The organism is Ralstonia sp. RRA, from assembly GCF_037023145.1.
Taxonomy (GTDB): domain Bacteria; phylum Pseudomonadota; class Gammaproteobacteria; order Burkholderiales; family Burkholderiaceae; genus Ralstonia.
In genome coordinates this window covers 1,338,986-1,364,028 of record NZ_CP146092.1, presented here as the reverse complement: position 1 = coordinate 1,364,028, position 25,043 = coordinate 1,338,986, and the positions used below count along the sequence as shown (strand labels likewise).

Sequence of the window (25,043 nt, the reverse complement as noted above, 5' to 3'; positions counted from 1 at the left end):
TACGTTACGAGTCGCGGGCGGGAGGGTAACGCAAGGCTCCTGACAACGTTTTGTCAGGAGCCTTCAGTGGGAAAGGGGAGATAGCGGGCGAAGCGCGGCCGATCAGCCGGCAGCAAGCCCGTAGGAGGATTGTTGCTTGCCCGACACTTCCGATACGGGCAGTCGGGGGGTGAACCGGTGGTGCTCCACAACACCACCCTTGACGAAGACAAGCGTCTCTTCCGGAATTTCCTCCCAGGCGTCGGCCAGGTCGATCAACGGTTCGGACAGCACAAGTACGGCATCGTCGCCCGCGTCCGTGATCCGGGAATTGTCCGGATAAAGCTCGTGCAGATGCCGGAAGGATGTGCTGTGGAAGAGGGATCGCGAATCCCGCTCGCTGGAATAGCGTGCCGCGATGATCTGTTCACCGTCGGTCACGCAGACCGTCATGTTCAGCGGGTGTTCAACACCATGCCGGTGGCCGACGTGCTCGATCAGTCCCACCATCTGCTCCAAGGCGCCGCGCGGCTCCCGCTGCAGCCCGAACGTGAGCGCGAGGAAGAACATGACCTCGGAATCCGTCGACCCCTCGATCCAGCGAAACAGCTCTGGCGCGACCTCCATCATCAGGTCACGCCGCAGCGTCGGATATTCGCGGATCAGCCCGTTGTGGGCAAACAGCCATCGGCCATATCGGAATGGGTGACAGTTGGTTTCCTGCGTGGGGGTGTCCGTGGCCGCACGAACGTGCGCGATAAACAACGGCGATCGAATCGCCCGGGCAGCCTCACGCAGGTTCGTATCGTTCCAGGCGGGGTGCAGGCAGCGATACCGGAAAGGCACCTCAGAATGATTACCGTACCAACCGATGCCAAAGCCGTCACCGTTGGTCGTGGTGTGTCCCAGACGAGATCGCAGGCTCTGGTCGATTAGCGAATGCGTCGGTCGAAACAGCACCGTCTCCATCTGAATGGGGTTGCCAGAGTAGGCCAGCCAGCGACACATGATGCGTTACTCGTAGGGTGAATACCTGGAAAGTGAGTCTAGGCAATGCGGTCGGGAATGCACAGGAAAAGTGTTGCGCGTTGGCACACTCCAGGCATTCCCGTAACGCAGCGGCTTATCGCTGCGCCAAGGCCTCACCGCCGCGCGGTGTGGCCATATTGCCGGCGTCTTGCGTTGCGTCATGCACGATATGCAGCTCGCGCATGCGGACGGGCAGGGTGCAGCGCGCGTCCTTGAGCGTCGTGCGAACTTGCTGCGCCAGCTTCCAGCGCATGTCCCAGAAGTGCTCCGTCTTGGCCCAGACACGCAAGTTCAGCACCGCCACGCTGTCGTCAAAGCGCATGACCATCGCCATCGGGGCGGGATCCGGCAACACCAGCGGCTCGCTGGCGGCCAACGCCTTGAGTGCCTCGATCGCGCCTGCAATGTCGTCGTGCAGCGACACCTCGGTTTCCAGGTCCAGTCGGCGCGTCGGGTTGCGCGTGTAGTTGCGCACCGAGTTGCTCCACAGCGCGCTGTTCGGCACGTATTCGCAAATGCCATCCGGCTTGGCCAGACGCGTCATGAACAGGCCGACTTCCTCGACCGTGCCCGCAACCTGCCCACCGCCACCCTCAACATAGTCACCCACCCGGAACGGGCGCAGCGCCAGCAGCATGATGCCGGCCGCAATGTTCTGGAGCGTGCCCTGCAAAGCCAGGCCGATGGCAAGACCAGCGGCACCCAACACGGCAATGATGCTGGTCGTTTCAATGCCCAGTCGAGACAACGCCCCGATGACGGCCAGAATGCGGATGCCCCAGACGCTGATGTCGCAAAGGATGGGCGTAAGCGTGGCATCAAGCTTGGCCTGGCGGCTCATCAGCCGGTTCAGCCAACGGCCAATGAGTTTGGACAGCCACCAGCCACTGAGGAGAATCAGCAGCGCAGTACACAGGCTGATCGCGAAATGGCTGAAGGTGCCCCAAAGGATGGGATCAAGGTAGGCGTGAAGGTTTTCCATCGTTGAGTGTGTATGACGTGACCTTGTGGTGGGAACCAGACTTTAGTGCTTGGTTCCCTCTGAATTATCCGCATAATGTATCTTATGTTAAATAAAATGGAAGGCGGTGGCCAAGCGACGGTGGCGAACGGAAGCAAATCGATTCACTTTCATGAGGCAACTCTGTTCACATCTCGGCTACACATCCAGGGCGTGCGGAACCACTGCTCGAGTTTGCTTCGCTCGAGCCCACAGCTGACTAGCGTTCCTCTTTGTTGACGCGTTGATCGTATCGCCTCGCCAATCGCACTTCCAATGCGCTGGCCTCCTCGCAGGCCATGGGTTCTACCGTGATGCTTGGCACGCAACTCACCAGCAGATTGCTCGCTTTCCAGCATCCGGAAACCTTCTTTTCATATGAAAACAGGCCATTGCGCCTGCGCAACATCGAACACTGAGTTCAATTCTCTTTATCGCTCAACCACTTAGCGACCAACGGTGGCGGCGAAATATAGATGCTCCGATTTCTACGTATGCCGCCCCGCATGGTGCACAGCAGAATGATTTGCAAGCGCAGGACACGCCTTGAGACATATGTTGAGGCTGGCTGCGCTCACGCATGCATGTCATTCCGTTGGTTGCACAAGTGCAGAGGTGTTCAAGATGAGTCGCAAGGTCAAGGTTGTCGCTGTCTCGGGGAGCGTGCAGAGCCCCTCGCGGACGCTCGTACTGATTGAACAGTTGCTGGCAGCGCTGGCCGAGGTTGTGCCGATTGATGCTCACCTGATCAAACTTGAAGACCTCGCTCCTGCCATCGGCGGTGTGTCGTATCGCGACCAGTTGCCGAGCACGGTGCAGGCGGAGTTGGCGGCCATCGAATCGGCCGACGTGCTGGTGGTGGCGAGCCCCGTGTATCGCGGCTCCTACACCGGGCTGTTCAAGCATCTCTTCGACCTCGTCCACCACGAAGCCCTGATTGATGTGCCCGTGCTGCTGGCCGCTACCGGTGGCAGCGACCGTCACGCGCTGGTGATCGACCACCAGTTGCGCCCCCTCTTCAGCTTCTTCCAGGCCCGCACGCTGCCACTGGGCGTGTACGCATCGGAGCAGGATTTCAGCGGCTACGAGATCTCCAGCAACGCGCTACGCGAGCGCATTGCACTGGCTGCCGCGCGTGCGCTGCCCCTGCTGACTGCTCCGCGCGCCGATGAAGTGCGCGCCACTCCCATCGCGCAAGCTGCCTGAAGCGGCCTGCGCAGTTCCGTTCCCCTCCAGCACAGGACCATTGCGATGAGCCAATCTTCTTCCAGCGCCGGTATCAAGTTTGCCTATTGGGTTCCGAATGTCAGCGGTGGGCTGGTGGTCAGCACCATCCAGCAGCGCACCGACTGGAGCCTCGAATACAACCAGAAGCTCGCGCAGACGGCTGAGAACGCCGGTTTTGACTACGCACTCAGCCAGATCCGCTTTACCGCCGGCTACGGCGCCGAGCACCAGCACGAATCCGTGTCGTTCAGCCAGGCCATCCTGCACGCCACCACCAAGCTCAAGGTGCTGGCGGCCATCCTGCCGGGGCCGTGGCATCCGGCGGTGGTGGCCAAGCAACTGGCGACCATCGACCACATCTCCAACGGCCGCATCGCCATCAACGTGGTCAGCGGCTGGTTCAAGGGCGAGTTCCAGGCGCTGGGCGAACCATGGTTGGAGCACGACGAGCGCTATCGCCGCTCCAACGAATTCATCCGCGTGCTCAAGGGCATCTGGACGCAGGACAAGTTCACCTTCAAGGGCGACTTCTACCGCATCAACGACTACACCCTGAGCCCCAAACCGCTGCAGAAACCGCATCCGGAAATCTTCCAGGGCGGCAGCTCGCGCGCTGCGCGCGACAACGCGGCTAGCGTGTCGGACTGGTACTTCACCAACGGCAACACGCCCGAGGGCATCAAAGCGCAGATCGACGACATCCAGGAGAAGGCCCGCGCGAACGGCCACAAGGTCCGCATCGGGGTGAACGCCTTCATCATCGCGCGCGACACCGAAGAAGAAGCCAAGGCCGTGCTGGACGACATCATCAAGCACGCCCACGTAGAAGCTGTGCACGCCTTTGGCGATGCGGTGAAACAGGCTGGCAAGGCCTCACCCGAAGGTGAAGGCAACTGGGCCAAATCCACCTTCGAAGACCTGGTCCAGTACAACGATGGCTTCCGCACCAACCTGATCGGGACGCCCCAGCAGATTGCCGAGCGCATCGTCCACCTGAAGTCGATTGGCGTGGATCTGGTGCTCGCGGGCTTCCTCCACTTCATTGAGGAAGTCGAGTACTTCGGCCGCAAGGTGCTGCCGCTGGTGCGCGAATTGGAAGCCAAGGCCGCCAGCGCCAACACCGGTGCCCGCGAGCCGGAGCCTGCCGCGTCCGTCGCTTGATCTGAACCCCGCACTCTCCCCCAACGCGCCAGTTCGTGCGAGCCGGCGCGGGGGAGTCGTGTTGCCTGTCGCTTTGCGGAGACCCGCCATGCCCCACACGTCGTCTGAACTGGCCGTACCGCCGCCGCTTGCACGCGGCACCGCTGCGCATGGCGCGGACGACCCGCAACTTGTGCGAGCCGTGGCGTCCAGCGCCTCCAGCTCCGCAAAGGCTGTCGCACCGGCGCTCAGGCTGTCGGGCATCACGCTGTCGTTCGGCGGCATTCAGGCGCTCAGCGGCATCGACCTGACGGTGGCCCAGGGGGAGATCCGCGCCATCATCGGCCCCAACGGCGCGGGCAAGAGCTCGCTCGTCAACATCATCAGTGGCCTGTACCGGCCCGATGGCGGCGGCATCTCGTTGGACGGCCGAGCCTTTGCCAAGGTATCGCCCGCACAGTTGGCAGGCCTAGGGGTCGCGCGCACGTTTCAGAACCTGGCGCTATTCAAAGGGCTGAGCGTGCGCGACAACATTGCGCTCGGCCGCGTGGAGTACACACGCTCCACCTTCGTGGAACAACTGATCGGTCTTGGCCGCGCACGCCGCGAGCTGGTTGACGCACGTGAACGTGCCGCGCAGGTCATCGACTTCGTTGGTCTGGCGGACGTGCAGGACCGGCTGGCCGGCACCCTGCCCTATGGCCTGCAGAAGCGCGTTGAACTTGCGCGCGCGCTGATTGCGCGCCCACGCCTGCTGCTGCTCGACGAACCGCTTGCCGGCATGACGGTGACGGAGAAGACGCAGATGGCCGCGCTGATCCGTGCCGCGCGCGATCAATGGGGCACCACCATTGTGCTGATCGAGCATGACATCGGCATCGTACTGGGCCTATCAGACCGCGTGGCCGTGCTCGACTACGGCCGCAAGATCGCCGACGGTACGCCAGCCGAGGTGCGCGACGATCCGGCGGTCATCGATGCCTATCTCGGCGTGGCGCATGAGGCGACACAAGACGCGGCCAGCAACGTCGCGGAGGCCGCATGATCGGCGACTTCGACGCGGCGTTCTTTGCCGAGGTGCTGGTGGGTGGCCTGCTCTCCGGCGTCATGTATTCGCTGGTGGCGATCGGCTTTGTGCTGATCTACAAGACCTCGGGCGTGCTGAACTTTGCACAGGGGGCGCAGTTGCTGTTTGCGGCGCTCACCTTCGTCAGTCTGGTGGAGCGCGGCGTGCCGTTCCCGCTGGCGCTGCTGCTCACCTTTGCGCTCATGTTGTTGCTCGGGCTGGCCATCGAGCGCGCCGTGTTGCGGCCCCTGGTCAACCAACCGCCCATCACGCTGTTCATGGCCACGCTGGGGCTGTCGTACGTGATCGAGGGCGTGGCGCAACTGGTATGGGGCACACAGGTGCATGAGCTGAACCTCGGCATCTCCGATGCGCCGCTGCAGATTGCTGGCATCCTCGTCTCCAGCTTCGACCTGTTTGCCGCGGCCACCGCCGCACTCATGGTGACGGTGCTGTCGCTCTTCTTCCGCTACACCCGCGTTGGCTTGGCGTTTCGTGCCGTGGCCGACGACACCTTTGCCGCCATCGCCGTGGGCCTGCGCCTGCCGCGCATCTGGGCCACGGTGTGGGCGACGGCCGGTGTGATTGCGCTCGTGGCCGGGCTGCTGTGGGGCGCACGCCTGGGCGTGCAGTTCTCGCTGTCTCTGGTGGTGCTCAAGGCACTGCCGGTGCTGGTGCTGGGCGGTTTCGATTCCATCCTGGGTGCCATCGTCGGCGGGCTGATCATCGGCGCGCTGGAGAAGCTGGCCGAGGTGTATCTCGGCCCGTTCGTGGGCGGCGGCATCGAGAGCTGGATCGCTTACGTGGCCGCGCTGGCCTTCCTGTTGGTCAAACCGGGCGGCCTGTTCGGCCAGCGCCCCGTCGAACGAGCCTAAGCCATGCCGACTGCATTGGATTCTTCTTCCGCGCGCGCACCGCGCGACGCCACCGGCCGAACGACCGCACCCTGGCCCACCTGGGCAACGCCGGCGGCGACCTTGCTGCTGGCCTACTTCGTGGTGCCGCTAGTGGCGTCCGACTATTGGCTGGATGCCATCCTCATCCCCTTTCTTGCGCTGTCGCTGGCGGCGGTCGGCCTGAACCTGCTGACGGGCTACGCAGGCCAGTTGTCACTGGGTTCGGCTGCGTTCATGGCGGTGGGCGCGTTTGCAGCGTACAACTTCAACCTGCGCGTCGAAGGCCTGCCGTTGCTGGCCAGCATTGGGCTGGCAGGACTGGCTGCTACCGCCATCGGCGTGGTCTTCGGGCTGCCCAGCCTGCGTCTGCGTGGCTTCTATCTGGCGGTGTCCACACTGGCCGCGCAGTTCTTCGTGCAATGGGCGCTGACCAAGTACGGTTGGTTCAGCAACAACAACGCCTCGGGCGTGATCGACGCGCCGCCCATCGCGGTTGGGGGCTTCCTGTTCGATACCCCGGTGCTGCGCTACCTGTTCGCGCTCACGGTGGTGGCGGTGCTCACGGCATTGGTCTGGCGCCTGGTGCAGACGCCCACCGGCCACCACTTCATTGCCGTGCGCGACAACGAACTGGCGGCACGCGTGACCGGTGTGCCAGTGCTGCGCACCAAGCTGCTGGCGTTTGCGGTGTCGTCTTTCGTGATTGGCGTGGCGGGTGTGCTGTGGGGCTTTGTCTATCTGCGCACGGTGGAGCCGGCGGGCTTCAACCTCGATCGCTCCTTCCAGATCCTGTTCATCATCATCATCGGCGGCCTGGCAACCATCCGGGGCGCCTTCCTGGGCGCGGCGCTGGTGGCGGTGTTTCCGCTGCTGCTGTCCCGCTTCGGGGCCTTCGTGTTCGGCAGCCGGTTTGATTCCGGCGTGCTGGACCTGAGCCAGCGCATCGTGATCGGCGCGCTCATCGTGGCCTTCTTGATTGCCGAGCCCCAGGGCCTTGCCGCCCTGTGGCAGCGGATGCTGCGCCGGATAAGCAAAGCGGCGCCGCCCGCCTCTGAAACCTGATTCCCTTCGCCTTCTCCATTCCACCTACGTCGCATCGACACAGGAGCATTTGCACCATGTCCTTTCCCCGCACCATCAAAATGGCGTTGCTGGCCGGCGCGCTGGCCCTTTCCGGCCTGAGCGGACTCTGCGTCCAAGCCGCCCATGCGGATGAGCAGTTCTTCCCGCTGCAGAGTTACCGCGTAGGTCCGTACGCAGCCGGGGGCACCGGATTCTTTGGCGGCTTCATCGACTATCTGAATCTGGTCAACACGCGTGATGGCGGTGTGGGCGGCGTCAAGCTGACCTGGGAGGAAGGCGAAACGCAATACGAAGTCGAGCGCGGCGTGGAGGTGTACGAGCGCCTAAAGACCCACCCCGGCATTGCTGCGTGGAACCCGCTGTCGGTGGGCATTGCCTACGCGCTGCTGGATCGTGTGACAGCCGACAAGGTGCCACTGCTGACCATCAACCACGGCCGCACTGACACCACCGACGGCCGCGTGTTCAAGTACATCTTCCCGCTGCTGCTCAACCCGTACAGCGAGACCTCGGGCATCGTCAACTACATCGGCACCAAGGAAGGCGGCATCGACAAGCTCAAGGGCAAGAAGATCGTGGTGCTGTATCACGGATCGCCGTACGGCAAGGAGACGATCCCCATCTATGAATTGCTGGCCAAGAAGTACGGCTTTACGGTGCAGCAGATCGAGGTGCCGCACCCGGGCAACGAGCAGCAATCGCAGTGGCTCGCCATCCGCCGTGCCAAACCCGACTACGTGGTGCTGCGCGGTTGGGGCGTGATGAACCCCGTGGCGTTGAAGACCGCACAGAAGACGGGCTTCCCGGCCGACCACATCATCGGCAACGTGTGGTCCAACTCGGAAGAAGACGTGATTCCAGCGGGCGATGCCGCCAAGGGCTACGTGGCCATCACCACGGTGGCAGCGGGCGCGCAATACCCGGTGCTCCAGCAGATCACCAAGACGCTGTATGACAACGGCAAGGGCAACCTGCAAGACAAGAAACGCATCGGCAGCGTGTACCACAACCTGGGCGTGCTCAACGGCATCTTGAACGTCGAGGCCATCCGCATCGCACAAGCCAAGTTCGGCAAGCGCACCCTCACTGGCGACGAAGTCCGCTGGGGCCTGGAGAACCTGAAGATCGACGAGGCGCGTGCCGCCGCGCTGGGCGCCAAGGGTCTGTTCCACTCCATCAACGTGACATGGGACAACCATGAAGGCGATGGCCGCGTGGCCTTCCAGCAGTGGGACGGCACCAAATGGAATGTGATCTCCGATTGGATCGCGCCTGACTGGAAGCTGCTGCGGCCCATCATCGTGAAATCGTCGCTGGCCTATGCCAAGGAAAAGAACATCAAGGTGCGCACCAGCATCAACGACTGATGCCCGTTGCCGGCTCTCCCATTGCCACCTTCCCCCAATTTGATGGAGGTTTGACATGACCCAAGCGCACGCCGCCACCCTCTTCGGTGCCGAGTACGAAGCCCTGGCGCAGAAATACCGCCCCATTTTCCAGCGGATCCGCGACACCGCCCTGCAGCGCGAACACAACCGGCAACTGGGCGTAGATCCCATCCAGTGGCTCAAGGAAGTGCGCTTCGGCGCGGTGCGCGTGCCGGTGGAATATGGCGGCGACGGCGCCACGCTGCCGCAGCTGTTCCAGTTGCTGATCGAACTGGCAGACGCCGACTCCAACATCGTGCAGGCGCTGCGCGGGCACTTCGCCTTTGTGGAAGACCGCCTGAACGCGCCGCGCGATGCCCGCACCGAAGTCTGGCTGCGGCGCTTCGCGGCAGGTGATCTGGTCGGCAACGCCTGGACGGAAGTGGGCGACGTGGCCATTGGCGATGTCATCACGCGCGTCTCGAAACGGGACAGCAGCTGGGTAGTCAACGGCCGCAAGTACTACAGCACCGGCAGCATCTTTGGTGACTGGGTCGACCTGTACGCGCGCTTGGAAGACGGCACCGACATCATCGCCGCCGTCCACTCGCACCAGCCCGGCGTCACGCACCACGACGACTGGGACGGCTTTGGCCAGCGCACCACGGGCAGCGGCACCTCGGTGTATGAGAACGCTGTCGTGCAGGAAGAAAACATCTTCCCGTTTGCCAGCCGCTTCAAATACCAGACCGCCTTCTACCAGCTCTTTCACCTGGCCACGCTGGCGGGCATCGCCCGTGCCATCACGCGGGAGGTGGCGCAGCACGTGCGCGAGCGCAAGCGCATCTTCAGCACCGGCAATGCGCCAGCGGTGGCGCAGGACGTGCAGGTGCAACAGGTGGTGGGCGAGGTATCGGCACTGGCCTACGCGGCGGAGGCCACGGCCATCCGCGCGACATTTGCAGCGCAGCGCGCCTACGATGCCCACTGGGCCGGCGATGCGGAGCAGGAGCGCCAGGCCAATATCGAAGCCGAACTCGAATCCGCCCAGGGTCAAGTGGCGATCTCGGACTTTGTACTGCGCGCGGCCACGCAGTTCTTCAACGCGCTCAGCGCATCGGCCACCGCATCGAGCAAGTCGCTGGACCGCCACTGGCGCAACGCGCGCACGGTCGCCTCGCACAACCCGCTGATCTACAAGGCGCGCATCGTGGGCGACTGGCATATCAACGGCACCGAGCCGCCGTATGTCTGGCAGATCGGCGCAGGCCCAGGCGCGGCAGCGCAACCCGTGGCGAAAGCTGCCTGAGGACAAGCGCGATGAGCGATCCCGCCGTGCTGCTACAACTGGACGCCGTGGAGGCGACCTACCAGAACGCCATCGTCGCCCTGCACGACGTCAGCCTGACCGTGCGCCGCGGCGAAATACATGCGCTGCTGGGCGCGAACGGCGCAGGCAAGTCGACCACGCTCAAAGCGGTCTCCAATCTGCTGCCGGCTGAGCGTGGTCAGATCACGGCTGGCACCATCCGCTTCGACGGCCGCGATGTAGCCCGCACCACGCCGGCACAGCTTGTGCGCCTAGGGCTCGTGCAGGTGCTGGAGGGGCGGCGCTGCTTTCCCAATCTGTCGATCGAAGCCAATCTGGTGACGGGCGCGCTGGGCCGTGATGCTTCGCGCGCAGAAACGGCTGTGGATCTGGAACGGGTGTACGCCATCTTTCCGCGCCTGCAGGAACGGCGCCGGGTGGCAGCAGGCCTCACGTCCGGCGGCGAGCAGCAGATGGCGGCCATTGGTCGAGCACTGATGTCACGCCCACGCCTGCTGGTGCTCGACGAGCCGTCGATGGGCCTGGCGCCTCTGGTGGTGCAAGACATCTTCGCGCGGCTGCGGCAGCTCAACCGCGACGAAGGGCTGTCGATCCTGGTGGCGGAGCAGAACTCCACGGTGGCCCTGCAGTATGCGGACCGCGCCACCGTGTTGGAGGCCGGTATCGCAGTGCTGGAAGGTAGCGCCGACGAACTGCGCCAGCGCGAAGACATCCAGCATTTCTATTTCGGCCGTGACGTTGCCGGGCACGCACCGGCGCTGGCGTTGCCGGCCTCTACCCAGTATTCCCAATTTTCATGACGACTGAGACGGTCATCTTTCCTGAAACCCAAGCCCCGGCGGTGCCGATCCGGCAGTCGGCCAAATCACTCGCCGCCGAGTTCGCAAACACGGCTGTGGAACGTGACGCCGCGGGCGGCACACCACTGGCCGAGCGCAACGCATTGCGGCAAAGCGGCCTGCTGTCGCTGGCCATTCCCAAGCACTACGGCGGCCAAGGCGCCACCTGGGCCGAGACGCTCGATACCGTGCGCGAGTTTGCGAAGGTCGACAGCTCAATCGCCCATGTCTACGGCTTTCACCACCTGCTGCTGGCCACCGTGCGCCTGTTCGCTCGGCCCGACCAGTGGGAGCCGTGGTATGAGCAGACCGCGCGCAGGAACTGGTTCTGGGGCAACGCGCTCAACCCCCTGGACGACCGCACCATCGTGCGCCGGTTCGATGGTTGGTACGAATTCTCGGGCAAGAAGAGCTTCTGCTCCGGCGCGCTCGATTCGCAGATGCTGATCGCCTCGGGGCTGGACGAGCACAGCCGCAAGCTGCTCATTGCAGCGGTGCCCACCGCGCGCGCCGGCATCACCATCAATGACGACTGGAACGCCTTCGGCCAGCGCCAGACCGACAGCGGCAGCGCCCTCTTCGAAAAGGTGCGTGTGGAAGAAAACGAGCTGCTGCGCGATCCGGGGCCGCTGACCACGCCGTTCTCTGCGCTCAGGCCGTTGCTGGCCCAGCTTGTTTTCGTACACGTGTTTCTGGGGTTGGGCGAAGGTGCATTCGAGCAGGCCCGCCACTACACGCTGCATGAAGCGCGGCCATGGCATCGCTCCGGTGCCGAGCGCGCCAGCCAGGACCCATACACGCTGGCCCACTATGGTGAGTTCTTTGTCGGCCTGGAAAGCGTGCGGCTGCTGGCACAGCGGGCCGCCACCCTGTTCGATGACGCCTGGGCGCAAGGCCCCGCGCTGAGTGCACACGAACGTGGGCACGTGGCCGTGGCCGTGGCCACAGCCAAGGTGGCCGCCACGCGTGTGGGGCTGGAGGTAAGCAGCCGCATGTTTGAGACCACTGGTGCACGTGCCACGCACGGCGCGCTGCGGCTCGACCGCTTCTGGCGCAACCTGCGCACGCAAACGCTGCACAATCCGGTCGACTACAAGCTGCACGAACTTGGCGACTGGGCCCTGAACGGTGCGCTGCCGGAACCTTCCTTCTATTCCTGACACTCCTGAACTGCATGGGCAATCATGGCGACGTTCCCTGTATGGCCTCCGCCGCTGGGCCGCGCGCCCCAGACCAGCGCACCCGCGTGGATCTTTGAAGACCCACGCTCACGGGCGCTGCTCGATGAAATCGAGCAGGTGGCGCCGAGCGATGCCACCGTTCTCATTGCCGGCGAAACCGGCACGGGCAAAGAACTGATCGCCCGCCACCTGCACAACCACAGCACGCGCAAGGATGGACCCTTCGTGGTGGTGAGCTGCGGCGCGTTTTCCGATGCGCTGGTCGACGCTGAGTTGTTCGGCCACGAAAACGGTGCATTTGCAGGCGCATTTGGCACGAAGGTCGGCTGGTTTGAGCAGGCCAACGGCGGCACCATCTTTCTGGATGAGGTCAATGACCTGCCGCTGCCCGTGCAGAACAAGCTGCTGCGCGTGTTGCAGGAGCGCGAAATCACACGCCTGGGCGGGCGAACGCCCATTCCGGTCGACCTGCGGATCGTGGCGGCCACCACGGTTGATCTGGAAACGCTGGTGCAGGAAAAACGCTTTCGCAAGGATCTCTACTACCGGCTAAACGTAGTCAGCCTCAACGTCCTCACGCTCAAGGAACGGCCTGGCGACATCGTCCCGCTCGCACGCTACTTCATCGATCTCTACAGCAAGCGGCTGGGCCATCCGCGCGCAAGCCTCACGCCCGAGGCCGAACGCCTGCTGACGGCCGCGCCCTGGCATGGGAATGTGCGCGAACTCGAAAACGTCATCCACCGGACCCTGCTGCTGTGCGACGGAAACATCATCGACGCCAGCACCCTGCGCCTGTCGAATCGGGCCTCCAACTCGCACGCGATACAAACCCCTCAAGTCTCAGCCCACGCTACCACTGGTTCACCTACGCAACCGGCCACGGCCGGCACCACCGATGAGACAGGTTTGCTGCAGCAAGCCATCCAGCAGCTTTGCAACGCCAACGTGGTCGATGTCTACCAGGTTGTCGAGGATGCCTTGTTCCGTGAGGTGTTCCGGTATTGCCACTACAGTCAGAGCGACGCCGCGCGCCTGCTCGGCGTGAGCCGCAACGTAGTCCGCGCCCGTCTTGTTCGGTTGGGCGAAGTTGGTGCGTCACGCAGAGGCCCGCTTGTTACCGCATCGGCCGTTTGCGAGGACAAGCTCTGACGACTTGAAAACGTAGCGACCAGAGCATCGGAACGTGGCGGTACCGGCTCCGGGGGCGCGTCAGCCTTCGCCCACGCATCGGGCGCCTGATTTGGACAACGCCCTGTCAACGATTCTTCGTGCTCAATGCCGGGAGCCCTGGCACCTGCTCAGGCTTCTGCACGATCACGCCGTACCAGCCCAGGCCGGGATAGGTCTCATAGCCAGGGGTACGCGCGAAGGCGACCTGGGTGCCATCCGACGTTTCATAGCACCCAGTCGATGCGTTACCGGCCATCAATGGAAATCTCTCGCTTAACAGGCCCTTGCCATCCGAAGCCGCGATCACACGGTAGCTGGAGTCGAGCAGCAGGCAGCGTGTACGCTGCCAGTCTTCGGCAGAGACCCGCACGCTCTTGACCACCGTCTCGGCCTGGGGTGCCCAGTTGAAGAACACGGCAAGCACACCGAGCGGTGCACCGTCGGCCCGACCCTCTTCGCGAATGGCGGTGGCGTAGGTGGCTACGCTGGCGTTTTGAAGCGTCCGCGAGACGGTGATGTCGTGTGCCACATACGCATCGCCCGACGCGGTTGCCAATGCGCGCTTGAACCAATCCACACCTGACACGACTCGGCCACGCACCCCAGGGTAGGTTTGCGGCCGGCCGTTCGCAATCACCCGCCCCTCGGCGTCGATGACCCACAGGTCCAGGTATACCGTGTAGCTGTTGAGGATGATGCCAAGCCGCTTGCTGGCGAATGCAGCCGCATCGCCGTCGGGACGGCTGACTGCTTCGACAATGGCCGCGTCGGTCGCCCACCAGCGCACGTCGCAGGAGCGTTCATAGAGATTGCGGTCGACGATGTCGATCATGTTGAGCGCCATGTCCGTTAGGCGCTGGCCTTGTTGACCGCGCATTTTATGGATCATGGCATCGCCCAACTGCGTCAGCTCGACGATCGAGCCGGCCAGTTCGGTCGTCAACTCACCTGTGATGCCAGCAATGCGTTCCGACACGTGCTTGACCTGATTCGCCACGACGCTGAAGCTGCGGCCCGTTTCGCCGGCACGTGCAGCTTCAATCAGCGCATTCAGCGCGAGGAACTTGGTTTCACGGTTGATTTCGGCAATACCGGCAATCTTGTGGTTGGCGATGCGGCCAACATGGTGTGACAACTCGACGATGCGCTCCGCGCTTGCCATTGGATAACGCCCCCACGCGTTGGGCTCCCGCATGCGCCGCGCAGGAGCTGGATGTGCTTGTTGTCGGGCCACATGCGAAATATGTGCCAACGCGGGGCTGCACAAGCTAGCGGGGTCGGTTGCACGAAAACCGCGCACTCCAGGCAATGCGATGCATCACGAACGTGCATGGTGCATTGCTTGCGCGCACCATCCTGCCGTCATTGGGCGGCATCGTTGTACGCCCTGCCCCCCTCTCCGGCCGTGTGCAACCCCTGGTATGGGAATTGCACGATGCAATCACCGAATCCGGGAACAGGAGCGCGCGCATGAAAACCCCTCGGCAGCATCTTCTTGCCATGGTGGAGCAGTTTGTCCGCTATGTCGGATTCGGCAGCGGTGCGACGCTGGTGCACTACGCTACCCTATTCGGGCTTGTGCACGCCAATGTGCCGGTCTGGCGTGCCTCCGTCATCAGTAACGCGATCGGTGCAGGGCTTTACTACGTGATCAGCCGGCGCGCGGTTTTTCAGACCGCCCGCGGCCACGTGAACGCGATGATTCGCTTTGCCCTGGTGGCGGTCATGGCCGTGGGATGCAATGCCGCCATCATGGCAGTCGCCCTGCGGTTGGGCCTGTACTACCTGGTTGCACAAATGTGTGCCTCCGCCCTGTCGGCCACGCTCGCCTTCCTGGCGCACCGGTACTGGACCTTCCGCGATGGCGTGGCGCTCAGCACGACACTGCCATCCTCACCGATTTCGGCGCTCAGCGACCCTCTCGAGCACTTTGAAGCCCTATCACTACTATGATTCTGGCGATGCTGGGTGGCATTGCCGTCTTCCAGTACTGTCTGCGGTCACGCGATCCGCTAGCACTGCGCCCGTCTACGGAAGGTTTTTCCGGGATGAAATTGTTCTAATTCTCGTATGAGAGCCAAAGATGCACCTACTCGCTTGACCGTGTGGCTGGCCTGACAGAGCCAAACGCCCGCCAAGCGAGGCGCGGTATCGACCACGTAACTCGGCTACATGGCGCATGCCTGCGGAAGCCTCAGTTCAATTCACCATACCCACGCATGCACGCCTCCCGCGCCATCACGGCGATGGGCCGGTAGTGCGCCATCGTGCTTGGCACGATGTCTTCCAGCCGCAGTCGGGAGCGCAGGTCGGCGTCATCGCGCAAGGCCTCGCACATTGCCTGCCTCACGCGTGCCACCAGTGCATCGTCGGCTCGGCGCGATGCGATGAACGGCAGGCCGGCCACCCGCCGTGTCGAGCCGATCTGCCGAAGCCCCGCCACCAGTTCCGGCCTGTGCTCGGCGGCAAAGGCCAACGTCACGCAATCGATGGCTGCAACGTCGGCTTCGTCACTCGCGACAGCCGCCAGCGACCGTAGGTGCGAGCCCGTATGCACCACGGCACCGAAGAACCGCCCGCCGCGCACCAGCGGTGCCACGGCGTGCCGCAGCGCGTTCATCCCGCTGTGCGAATCGAGGCTGTTGCAGGCGGCGCGCGCGCCCCGGCATGCGGCCAACGTGGCGGGGCCATCTTTGGCTCGCACCACGAGCGCGCTGCTGTACTCCTCATGGTGGCAGCCGGGCACCGCAAATCGAGGCGCGCCGATCAACCGCACCTGCGATGCCAGCCCACGGATCAGCGGATAGCCGCACGTCTGCGACAGCAACATGTCGTCGCGCCGCCAGAACGCGTGCAGCGCATCGGGGCCTTCGCCAGGGTCCACTGTGTCCAGCATCACGGGGGCACTGCCGCGGCCCAATGCCTGGGCAGTGCGCTCGATCAGCGTGGACCAATCGTCGCGCAACGCGGGCGACACGTTGTACATCGGGAGGGCCGCGGCCCAGCGCTCAAGCTTTGCCATAGTCACCATCAGGATGTGCCGCGTAGGTATACCGGTCGGTCGGGCCATGGAACAACGGATGCGCGACCGGTGCTGCTGCGCGCAACGCATAGCGGCTCAGCCATTCCCAGTAGCCGCGCACGTGGAACCCGCCGTTGCGCGCGAGGTAGTCGCCGGCACGGCGGCGGTAGACCCACGCCAATGCAAACCAGGGGACGCAAGGCAGGTCGTGATGCACGAGGTGGTAGTTGTTGTTGAGGAAGAGCAGCCGCCACGCCAGCCCGGCCTCGTTGATCACGCTGCTGGTCGCGTGGGCACCGCCGGCGCGATGCTCCTGAAAGGAACGGATCGCCGCCAGCGACAGCGCCGGGTAGGCCACGCCCACCAGCACCAGCCACGCCGGCATGCCGCAAGACGTTTGCAGCCATGTCAGCAGTGCCACCACCGCGAGCCCATGGGCGATCCACATGCACCTGTCGCGCCCATCACCCGCGCCCATCACCCGCGCGCAGCGTTGCGAAGGCGTCGGCAGCCACGGCCAGGATCGAGAACGCAGGCTGCAGCAGCATCCGCCCCGCCAGCGTATTGCGTACGGCATACAGCTTGCGCGTCGCCGGGCTGGCGGCATGCCAATCGACAGCGTAGAGGAAGTAGCTCTCCGGGTCGGTGTCGGGATGCGTCAGCTCAGCCTCGTGGTGCTGCAGATGCAAGCGCCGGTACAGGCCATACGGCAGCCAGATGCCGAGCGGCGCGGCGCCCAGCAGCGCATTGAGCCACGGCAAGCGTGTCGGGTGGCCGTGCAGCAGTTCGTGCTGCAACGACAGGTACCACGTGGTGCAGAGCGTCAGCAGCACACAGGCCAGCGGCAACCCAAGCTGACGCGCATGTGTGGCAACGCCAAACCAAGCCGAATACACCACTGCGATCAGCAACCATGTCGGCAATTCTGTGCGCCATACCCAGTGACGGGCGGCATGCGCAAGCTCCGCGCGCTGTCGGTCGTCAAGGTAGGTGGCCATGCATGTGCGCTCGCGCTGTGGAATGAAGGCACAGATTACGTGCCCACCCTGCATGACCGGAACGAAGGATTGCCGATAACGATATGTGGTGCTGCAGCCCAGCGCACATGGCGCCTGAAAACGTCTTTGATTCCTTGGAACGGTTCTTTACCGTGACGTGGAGCGCATCTGCGGCTCAGGCCACCTGCTGCGCCTGGGCCCGTGCGGGATGCTCGGGGCGACGCAGCCCCAGGTGCTCGCGCAACGTCGTGCCGGCGTATTCACTGCGGAACAGGTTGCGCCGGCGCAGTTCGGGCAGTACGAGTTCGATGAAGTCGGTCAGCCCACCGGGCAGGATGGGCGCCATGACGTTGTAGCCGTCTGCGCCATGCGCCAGGAAGCGCTCTTCCAGCGCATCGGCAATCTGCTCCGGCGTGCCAATCACCTGCCAGTGGCCGCGCGCACCTGCCACGCGTTGGTAGAGCTGGCGAATGGTGAGCTGCTCGCGCCGCGCAAGGTCGAGCATCAGCGCCTGCCGGCTCTTGCTGCCGTTCGTTGCCTGCAGTTCTGGAATCGGGCCATCGAGCGGATAACCCGACAGGTTGACGCCCGTCAGCCCGGAAACGAGTGCCAGGCCGACCACCGGATCGATCAACGATTGCAGTGCCTCGAACTTCTCGCGCGCTTCGCTCTCACTGCGCCCCACCACCGGAAACACCCCCGGCATGATTTTCAGATCGTCGGGCGCACGCCCATATCGGGCGAGCCGGCCCTTCAGATCGGCGTAGAACGCGACGGCATCGGCGAGCGTCTGCTGCGCGGTGAACACAACCTCGCCGCTGCGGGCGGCAAGCTCCTTGCCTGGTTCGGAAGAGCCTGCCTGCACCACGACCGGATGCCCCTGCGGCGTGCGGGCCACGTTGAGCGGCCCGCGCACGCTGAAGTGCGTGCCCTTGTGCCCCAGCACATGCCGGCGCGACGGATCGTAGAACTGGCCGCCCGCCTTGTCGTACAGGAAGGCATCGTCGTCCCAGCTGTCCCACAGGCCCGTCACCACATCGGCAAACTCTTCCGCGCGCTGGTAGCGCTCGGCATGTGCGAAGTGGTGGTCCCGGTTGAAATTGAGTGCTTCGTACTCGCTGGACGAGGTGACCAGGTTCCACCCTGCCCGGCCGCCGGAGATGTGATCGAGCGATGCGAACTTGCGGGCGACATGGTAGGGCTCGTTGAAGCTGGTCGAGGCCGTACCGACGAGCCCGATGCGCTCCGTCACCGCCGCCAGCGCCGACAGCAGCGTGATCGGCTCGAACTGGGCCTGGTAGCTATGGGCCGTTCGGCTCAGGAAGGCCACATCGTCCCCGCGTGTGCCCACGCCGTCGGCCAGGAAGATCAAATCGAACTTGGCGGCCTCGGCAGCGCGCGCCAGTGCAACGTAGTGCTGGAAGTCGATGCCCGCGTTGGCTTGGGTATCGGGATGTCGCCAGGCGGCAATATGGTGTCCGCCTGGGTACAGGAACGCGCCAAGGCGCAGTTGGTCAGTGCGTCGTGCCATGGACAATCTCCCGATCGACAGTTCAGAAAATGCGGCCTTCCTTCAGGTGCTGCGTCTCGCCGGTCAGGTGGTAGGCGCCTACCACGCGCGCCTTGTGCAGCAACGGGTTGTGGTTGAAGATCGTGCGCAGGTTGCGCCAGTGCCGGTCAAAATTGTGCGTGCGCGCGGTCATCGAGGCGCCGCCGGCTTCGAACAATTGCTGCGCGGCATGCAGTGCCAGCTTGCTCACCACCAACTGTGTCTTCGCCGTGGCCAGTGCGCCTTCCAGCACCAGCGCGTCGGCGTCGGCTGCATCATGGCGGATGGCTTCGGACGAGCGATCCAGCACGCGCGCGTTCTCGCGCACCAAGGCGTCGATGGCATGGCTGTGCGCCGCCAGGTCGCCCACCACCTGTTGGATGAAGTGGTCGTCGCGCGCCGTGGGGGCGGGGCTGTGCAGCACTGGCCGCCCGTGGTTGACCACATACCGCTGCGCATCGGCCACCACATTGCGCACGATGCCGGCCGCCACAGCCACGAGGTGCAACTGGCGCAGCGCACCCGTATGGCGCCCGACCAGCGTGCTGGCGATGCGCGAGGCCACCTCGTCGGCCAGCACCTGCACGTGATCGAACACGATGCTGCCGCTGGCGGTCATGCGCTGGCCCATGCCATCCCAGTCATCAACCACCTGCACCCCCGTGCGCGCCACGGGGATGATGATCTGCAGATCGGCGCCCGCCTCGTCGTGCACGTTGAAACGGCCATAGTCGGCAAATGCCGTGCCGGTGGTGTAGTACTTGCGGCCGCTCAGGCGGTAGTGCTCACCCTCGCGCTGGAGCGTGGTGGTGATCTCCCCCGGGCGCGACGTACCGCGCTCGGTGGAGCCACCGCCAAAGATGGCGCCGGCCAGCAGCCGATCGAGCTGCGTCTGGTGGAACGCCGTGAGCGGCGACAGGCGGATCACCTCCGTCAGGTCGTAGTGGATGCGCAGCGCGTGGGCCACGTTCGATTCGTGCGCAGCCAGCGTGGTAACCGTCTCGAACAGATCAACGAGGGACCCACCAAGCCCGCCCCACTCCGCAGGAATCCGCAGCAAACCCAGCCCAGACTCGCGAAAGCGCGCGAAGCCCTCGTACGGCAATACACGCCGCACCTCGCGCGCGGCAGCATCTTCACCAATGCGCTCGGCCAGGGCCGGCAACGCGGCAATGGCATCCTGAAGCCGGTGATGGAGATGGAGATCGCGTGGTGTGTTCATAAGGTCAAAACGATATGGGTTGATTGGCAAACGGGGGGGGGGGAACGAACGTGCCTATGCGCCTATGCGGCAGCGCGTGTCTCCGCCTGACTGGCTGGCCGCGCCAACCCGAAGTGTTCACGTAGGGTCCGGCCTGCGTAGTCGGTGCGGAAGATCCCGCGCCGCGGCAGGATGGGCACAACCCCATCGACAAAATCCTGCAGCCCGCCGGGCAGCGCGTCGGGCATCAGGTTGAAGCCATCGGCCGCGCCATGGCGGAACCAGTGTTCGATCTCGTCTGCGATCTGCTCGGGCGTGCCGACCAGGACACGGTGCCCACCGCCGCCGGCCAGTTCGCGGATGAGCGCGCGCACGGTCAGCCCCTGCTTGCGCGCCAGGGCCAGCGTGACGGTAAAGAATGTGTGATTGCCATTGCCGTTGTTGGGCAGCGGCAGATCGTCTGGCAGGCGCGCGTCGAGCTGGAGCCGATCCACGGGAATACCGAGGATGCCGGCCAACCGCGTGAGGCTGTAGTCCCACGGGATCAGGTCGACCAGTTGATCGCGCCGCGCGCGTGCCTGCGCCTCGGTGGCGCCAAGGATGGTGGTCAGGCCCGGCAGCACGCGGATCGCCTCCGCACCGCGCCCCAGTGCCTGCGCGCGTGCCTTGAGGCCGTGCGCGTAAGCCAGCGCCTCGTCAAAGCTCTGCGCTGCCGAGAACACCGCCTCGGCATGACGCGCCGCCAGTTCGCGGCCATCCGACGAAGCACCGGCCTGGACGAGCACCGGATGCCCTTGCGCCGAGCGCGGCAGGTTCAACGGCCCATGCACACGGAAGAACGCGCCACGATGGGCAAGCGGCTGCACCTTGTCCGCATTCACGAAGCGCCCGCCGGCCTTGTCGCCGACAAAGGCATCGTCTGCCCAGCTGTTCCAGAGCGCCTTGACGACGCCCGTGAACTCATCTGCACGCGCGTAGCGTTCGGCATGGTCCGGCACGGCATCCAGACCGAAGTTGCGTGCCGATGGCAGATCCGCCGTCGTGACCACGTTCCAGCCCGCACGCCCGCCACTCACGTGATCGAGCGTGGCGAAGCGCCGGGCGATGTTGTAGGGCTCGTTGTAGCTGGTGGAGGCCGTGCCGATCAGGCCGATGTGCGTGGTCGCCGCCGCAATGCTGGCCAGCACCACAGTCGGCTCCAGCGCGGTGATGGGCCGGAAATGGATCTGATCGACGATGGCCGCGTTGTCGGCCAGGAACACGGCGTCGAACTTGGCAGATTCCGCAATCCGCGCCACGTTCACATAGTGCTGCACGTCGACAAACGCAGCAGGGTCACTCTCGGCAAGCCGCCAGGCAGACGGCACAAAACCGGAGTGCAGGATGTTGACGTTCAGATGCAGCTGGCGGACGTGCGAGTCGCTCACGGCGTGCTCCGCTCATGGACAAGCAGTCACCTTACCGGCCCTGCCGCACAGCGCTAACGAAGCAATCCTTGGTTCGATATGCGGATTGCCCACGCGCCCGGGGCAGCCGCATCCGATGAATTTGCAAGCTCGGTTTTGTTCTTGGACCCATCAGACCGCCCCACCCTAGACTGGCAACTCGCTTCCTTGTCCAGAACATCACCATCACCATGAAACGACGCTCGCTCCTCCAAGCACTTCTGGCCACCATGGCCACTATGGCCGCCATCACCCTCGGAGCCGGTCCCGCACTGGCGGCTGACAAGCCGATCAAGGTCGGCGTGCGCGGCGGTGTCGATGAAGAAATCTGGGAAGTGGTGACCCGCGTGGCCGAGAAGCAGGGGCTCAAGGTGCAGCCCATCGTCATCACCGGCACGGCCAGCCCGAACGAGGCGCTCAACAACGGCGACCTGGATGCCAACGCGTTCCAGCACATCCCCTTCCTGCGCGACCAGATCAAGCAGCGCGGCTACAAGCTGGCGACGGTGGGCAATACGCTCATCTCGCCCATCGCCTTCTATTCGCGCAAATACAAGTCGCTCGAGGCGTTGCCGGTCGGCGCCCGTATCGGCCTGCCGAATGACCCGAGCAACCAGACCCGCGCGCTCGTCATCCTGCGTGACCACGGCCTGATTAAGCTGCGCGACGGCTTCGACCCGTATACCGGCACGGCAACGCTGGCTGACGTGACCGCCAATCCGAAGAAGCTCGAATGGGTGGAGAGCGCCTCGGTGGTGCTGGCGCGCTCATTGCCGGACGTGGATACCGCCGCCATCGTCAACACCTTTGCCTACCAGGCCGGCCTGATCGCCACGCGCGACGGCATTGCAGTGGAGAAAAAGGAGCACAACCCGTACGTGAACATCATTGTCGTGCGCGAGCAAGACAAGAACGCCCCGTGGGTGGCACCGCTGGTAAAGGCCTATCAGTCGGAAGAGGTCCGGCAGTTCATCCTGAGCAAATATCAAGGCTCGGTGATCCCGGCATTCTGAAACCAGGGCCGGGGGCACGCCCGGCCGCCTTTCGCAGAGCCCGCATCGTGACGCATCTCACCGCATTGCCAGACCGCCCGCCGCACATCACATTCGAGCGTGTCGACAAGACGTATCCCGGGGCGAGTGCGCTGGCACTCGATGGCATCTCGTTCAACATTGCCCGCGGCGAGGTATTCGGCATCATCGGGCGCAGCGGCGCGGGCAAATCGACGCTGCTACGCACGATCAACATGCTCGAGCGCCCCGATGCCGGGCAGGTCCGCATCGACGGTGCCGATATCAGCACCCTGGATGAAGACGGCCTGGTCACGCTGCGCCGTCGCATCGGCATGATCTTTCAGCACTTCAACCTGCTCTCGGCCAAGACCGTGTTCGAGAACGTGGCCCTGCCCCTGCGCGTGGCGAGCGTGCCGCGCGATGCCATCGCCGCTCGCGTCACGGAGCTGCTTGAACTGGTCGGCCTCGCGGACAAGGCGCACGTCTATCCGGCCAAGCTGTCGGGCGGCCAGAAGCAGCGCGTGGGCATCGCCCGTGCGCTGGTGCATCGGCCGGAGATCCTGCTGTGCGACGAGGCCACCTCCGCCTTGGACCCCGAGACCACGGAGCAGATCCTGGCGCTGCTGCGCGACATCAACCACCGCCTTGCACTGACGGTGGTGCTGGTCACGCACGATATGGCGGTGATCCGCGATGCTTGCGATCGCGTGCTGGTGCTCGATCACGGCCGCGTGGTCGAACACGGCACCGTCAACCACGTCTTTGCCGCCCCCCACGCCGAAGCCACGCTGGCGCTGCTGCGCCCGTTGCGCCAGCGATGGGCCGCTTCGGCCGATGGCGCATCGGTTGCGCGGGCCCCGCACACGCACCCCCAAGACCGATCCGAACGCACCTACGCCCATGCTTGAAAAATACCTGCGCGCACTGGGCGAGACGCTGCTGATGGTCAGCAGTGCATGCCTGGTGGTCTTTGTCGTCGGCCTGACGCTGGCCATCGTGCTCACGCTGACGGCGCCGGGCGGTCTGCGGCCACAGCCCCGTCTGCATCGGACGCTGTCGGTACTGGTCAATACCTTCCGCTCGATCCCGTTCATCATCCTGCTGGTGGCCATGCTGCCGGTCACGCGGCTGATTGTCGGCACCACGATGGGCACCTGGGCAGCGGTGGTGCCCCTGAGCGCCCATCTGATCCCGTTCTTCGCGCGCGTTTCGCAAGTGGGGCTGAACGAGGTCGATCATGGCCTGGTGGAGGCCGCGCGTGCCATGGGCTGCCGCCGTTGGCACATCGTGCGCCATGTGCTGTTGCCCGAGGCGTTACCGGCCCTCGTTGGCGGTGCGACCGTCACGGTCATCGCCATGATCGGCGCTTCTGCGATGGCCGGCGCGGTTGGTGCAGGCGGCCTGGGCGATCTGGCCATCCGCTACGGCTATGAGCGCTACGAAACCGCGGTCATGTTCAACGTGATCGCCATCCTGATTGTGCTGGTGACGCTGGTGCAACTGGGCGGGGAACGCCTGGCGCGCCGGTTTGATCATCGTCTTTGACCGGCCCCCATCCCGCCCAAGCCTAGTTGTGGCAGACCAGACCATCCTGCAATTGCGCCACCTCAAAGACGATATCGCCCGCGCGCTGTTCGCGCGCCCGGGCCAGCGCACCACTGGTCTTCCAGAAGCGCACTGCCTGGTCCAGATACGCGGCTGAGACGGGGTCCGGGCTACGCAGGGCAATCTGCGCTTGGCCGTTGTCGGGCGCCACGCCCTGCTCCAGCGTTCGGTAGAAGCGCCATTCGGGCAACCGCACCAGCCGCTCGAGCACGCGCTCGTCATCGGCCAGCGCCTGGCAGTCGCCCGACAAAAATGCCCAGATGGCGCGAATGGCCGACGGGTATGCCTGAGGCACAGCGCCATGGCGTGCAACCAGCGCCGCCGCGTACGGGCTGCCCTGGGGGACGCAGACACTGCGCCCGTGTAGATCGTCGGTGGTTCGATACACCGTGTTGCGCAACACCACCAGGGCGCCCTGCCCGCCGGTATAGGCGGTGGGCACAGGCTGCCATGCCGCCGGCGCCGCGCCAGCGCCGGCCATCACCAGATCGACAGGGGCATCGTCCGGCAGATGGCCATCCGCCGGCACGCCGATCAGCCGCAGCCTGAGTTGCAGGTGCTGGGCCAGCGTGCGCGCCAGATCAGCATCGAAACTGTCAGGCCCGAGGGGCGTTGGCACGCCGGGCGGCGCAGGGCGTGCGTAGGCGCGCACGGCAACCACCAACTCGCCGCGGCGTTGTGCCTCGCGCAACGCGGGGCCTAGCGGCAGCGCCGTCCAGTCAGGCTCGGGTTGATGTTGCGCCAGCCACGCCTGTATAGGCGCCGGAAAACGCTCGGGCACGTGGGGCACATCGTGGATGAGGACTGGCAGACCGAACCATGCCAGCGCGCCTGTTGCAGCAAAAGCCACAGCTGCGGCCGCCAGCGACCGGCGCCGCTTGGACGGCACGCGTGCACCGC

The 25,043-nt window shown here is 64.6% G+C and carries 23 protein-coding genes and 1 pseudogene; 14 read left to right on the top strand and 10 right to left on the bottom strand.

Annotated elements, in window-relative coordinates; all coding sequences use genetic code 11:
• Nucleotides 1–102 precede the first annotated feature (102 nt).
• Both V6657_RS24175 and V6657_RS24170 read right to left on the bottom strand, forming a co-directional pair.
• Nucleotides 103–987 (bottom strand): class II glutamine amidotransferase, encoded by an 885-nt coding sequence (locus V6657_RS24175; protein ID WP_048935461.1) that lies wholly within the window; start codon nucleotides 985–987, stop codon nucleotides 103–105.
• 115 nt (nucleotides 988–1,102) lie between these two features.
• Complete coding sequence (locus V6657_RS24170; protein ID WP_048935462.1) at nucleotides 1,103–1,990, bottom strand: mechanosensitive ion channel family protein; 888 nt, start codon at nucleotides 1,988–1,990, stop codon at nucleotides 1,103–1,105.
• Nucleotides 1,991–2,632: 642 nt separating this feature from the next.
• Between V6657_RS24170 and msuE the strand changes: the two genes are divergently transcribed.
• From msuE to V6657_RS24120, 10 genes are all read left to right on the top strand, one after another.
• Nucleotides 2,633–3,214: an FMN reductase gene (gene msuE / locus V6657_RS24165; protein ID WP_048935494.1), complete on the top strand. Its 582-nt coding sequence runs from the start codon at nucleotides 2,633–2,635 to the stop codon at nucleotides 3,212–3,214.
• Between the two features lie 45 nt (nucleotides 3,215–3,259).
• On the top strand, nucleotides 3,260–4,396 hold the full coding sequence (sfnG, locus tag V6657_RS24160; protein WP_048935463.1) for a dimethylsulfone monooxygenase SfnG: 1,137 nt from the start codon (nucleotides 3,260–3,262) through the stop codon (nucleotides 4,394–4,396).
• Between the two features lie 88 nt (nucleotides 4,397–4,484).
• Nucleotides 4,485–5,420: an ABC transporter ATP-binding protein gene (locus V6657_RS24155; protein ID WP_048935464.1), complete on the top strand. Its 936-nt coding sequence runs from the start codon at nucleotides 4,485–4,487 to the stop codon at nucleotides 5,418–5,420.
• Nucleotides 5,417–6,316: a branched-chain amino acid ABC transporter permease gene (locus V6657_RS24150; RefSeq protein ID WP_137884900.1), complete on the top strand. Its 900-nt coding sequence runs from the start codon at nucleotides 5,417–5,419 to the stop codon at nucleotides 6,314–6,316. The genes V6657_RS24155 and V6657_RS24150 overlap by 4 nt, the downstream gene beginning before the upstream one ends.
• A 3-nt stretch (nucleotides 6,317–6,319) precedes the next feature.
• Nucleotides 6,320–7,399, top strand: a complete 1,080-nt coding sequence (locus tag V6657_RS24145) for a branched-chain amino acid ABC transporter permease (protein WP_048935465.1) — start codon at nucleotides 6,320–6,322, stop codon at nucleotides 7,397–7,399.
• Nucleotides 7,400–7,479: 80 nt separating this feature from the next.
• Nucleotides 7,480–8,787 carry an ABC transporter substrate-binding protein gene (locus tag V6657_RS24140; RefSeq protein ID WP_338755658.1) on the top strand — a complete coding sequence of 436 codons (1,308 nt, stop codon included), beginning with the start codon at nucleotides 7,480–7,482 and terminating at the stop codon, nucleotides 8,785–8,787.
• A gap of 55 nt (nucleotides 8,788–8,842) precedes the next feature.
• Nucleotides 8,843–10,096, top strand: a complete 1,254-nt coding sequence (locus V6657_RS24135; RefSeq protein ID WP_048935467.1) for a monooxygenase — start codon at nucleotides 8,843–8,845, stop codon at nucleotides 10,094–10,096.
• Nucleotides 10,097–10,107: 11 nt separating this feature from the next.
• A complete protein-coding gene (locus V6657_RS24130) occupies nucleotides 10,108–10,917 on the top strand; it encodes an ABC transporter ATP-binding protein (RefSeq protein ID WP_048935468.1) in 810 nt (269 codons plus the stop codon).
• The gene (locus V6657_RS24125; protein WP_048935469.1) at nucleotides 10,914–12,116 is read left to right on the top strand and encodes an acyl-CoA dehydrogenase family protein; all 1,203 of its coding nucleotides are present in this window, start codon (nucleotides 10,914–10,916) and stop codon (nucleotides 12,114–12,116) included. Before V6657_RS24130 ends, V6657_RS24125 begins: the two co-directional genes overlap by 4 nt.
• Nucleotides 12,117–12,140: 24 nt before the next feature.
• A complete protein-coding gene (locus V6657_RS24120; RefSeq protein WP_048935470.1) occupies nucleotides 12,141–13,289 on the top strand; it encodes a sigma-54 dependent transcriptional regulator in 1,149 nt (382 codons plus the stop codon).
• Nucleotides 13,290–13,395: 106 nt separating this feature from the next.
• Here the strand turns inward: V6657_RS24120 and V6657_RS24115 are convergent, their stop codons facing one another.
• Nucleotides 13,396–14,472, bottom strand: a complete 1,077-nt coding sequence (locus V6657_RS24115; protein WP_048935471.1) for a methyl-accepting chemotaxis protein — start codon at nucleotides 14,470–14,472, stop codon at nucleotides 13,396–13,398.
• 308 nt (nucleotides 14,473–14,780) lie between these two features.
• Between V6657_RS24115 and V6657_RS24110 the strand changes: the two genes are divergently transcribed.
• Nucleotides 14,781–15,263 (top strand): GtrA family protein, encoded by a 483-nt coding sequence (locus V6657_RS24110; RefSeq protein ID WP_082170289.1) that lies wholly within the window; start codon nucleotides 14,781–14,783, stop codon nucleotides 15,261–15,263.
• A gap of 241 nt (nucleotides 15,264–15,504) precedes the next feature.
• On the opposite strand, the gene V6657_RS24105 is transcribed toward V6657_RS24110, so the two are convergent.
• The 6 genes from V6657_RS24105 to V6657_RS24080 all read right to left on the bottom strand — a co-directional run bounded on the left by V6657_RS24105 (nucleotide 15,505) and on the right by V6657_RS24080 (nucleotide 21,507).
• Entirely contained in the window at nucleotides 15,505–16,332 is an 828-nt protein-coding gene (locus V6657_RS24105; protein ID WP_048935472.1) for a PhnD/SsuA/transferrin family substrate-binding protein, read from the bottom strand.
• Nucleotides 16,319–16,780 carry a fatty acid desaturase gene (locus V6657_RS24100; protein ID WP_274923402.1) on the bottom strand — a complete coding sequence of 154 codons (462 nt, stop codon included), beginning with the start codon at nucleotides 16,778–16,780 and terminating at the stop codon, nucleotides 16,319–16,321. Before V6657_RS24100 ends, V6657_RS24105 begins: the two co-directional genes overlap by 14 nt.
• Before the next feature lie 16 nt (nucleotides 16,781–16,796).
• Nucleotides 16,797–17,330, bottom strand: coding sequence for a fatty acid desaturase (locus V6657_RS24095; RefSeq protein WP_274923401.1), 534 nt, complete (start codon nucleotides 17,328–17,330; stop codon nucleotides 16,797–16,799).
• Between the two features lie 175 nt (nucleotides 17,331–17,505).
• Nucleotides 17,506–18,861: an LLM class flavin-dependent oxidoreductase gene (locus V6657_RS24090; protein WP_048935473.1), complete on the bottom strand. Its 1,356-nt coding sequence runs from the start codon at nucleotides 18,859–18,861 to the stop codon at nucleotides 17,506–17,508.
• 22 nt (nucleotides 18,862–18,883) lie between these two features.
• Complete coding sequence (locus tag V6657_RS24085) at nucleotides 18,884–20,101, bottom strand: acyl-CoA dehydrogenase family protein (RefSeq protein WP_048935474.1); 1,218 nt, start codon at nucleotides 20,099–20,101, stop codon at nucleotides 18,884–18,886.
• A gap of 62 nt (nucleotides 20,102–20,163) precedes the next feature.
• Nucleotides 20,164–21,507 (bottom strand): LLM class flavin-dependent oxidoreductase, encoded by a 1,344-nt coding sequence (locus tag V6657_RS24080; protein ID WP_048935475.1) that lies wholly within the window; start codon nucleotides 21,505–21,507, stop codon nucleotides 20,164–20,166.
• A gap of 209 nt (nucleotides 21,508–21,716) precedes the next feature.
• On the opposite strand from V6657_RS24080, the gene V6657_RS24075 reads away from it, so the two are divergent.
• The 3 genes and pseudogenes from V6657_RS24075 to V6657_RS24065 all read left to right on the top strand — a co-directional run bounded on the left by V6657_RS24075 (nucleotide 21,717) and on the right by V6657_RS24065 (nucleotide 24,083).
• Complete coding sequence (locus V6657_RS24075) at nucleotides 21,717–22,538, top strand: MetQ/NlpA family lipoprotein (protein WP_048935476.1); 822 nt, start codon at nucleotides 21,717–21,719, stop codon at nucleotides 22,536–22,538.
• Nucleotides 22,539–22,582: 44 nt separating this feature from the next.
• Nucleotides 22,583–23,350 (top strand): annotated as a pseudogene (locus V6657_RS24070) (ATP-binding cassette domain-containing protein); the annotation flags it as partial.
• Between the two features lie 88 nt (nucleotides 23,351–23,438).
• Nucleotides 23,439–24,083: a methionine ABC transporter permease gene (locus V6657_RS24065; RefSeq protein ID WP_048935477.1), complete on the top strand. Its 645-nt coding sequence runs from the start codon at nucleotides 23,439–23,441 to the stop codon at nucleotides 24,081–24,083.
• 22 nt (nucleotides 24,084–24,105) lie between these two features.
• Here the strand turns inward: V6657_RS24065 and V6657_RS24060 are convergent, their stop codons facing one another.
• Complete coding sequence (locus V6657_RS24060; protein ID WP_048935478.1) at nucleotides 24,106–25,032, bottom strand: transporter substrate-binding domain-containing protein; 927 nt, start codon at nucleotides 25,030–25,032, stop codon at nucleotides 24,106–24,108.
• Between the last annotated feature and the right edge of the window lie 11 nt (nucleotides 25,033–25,043).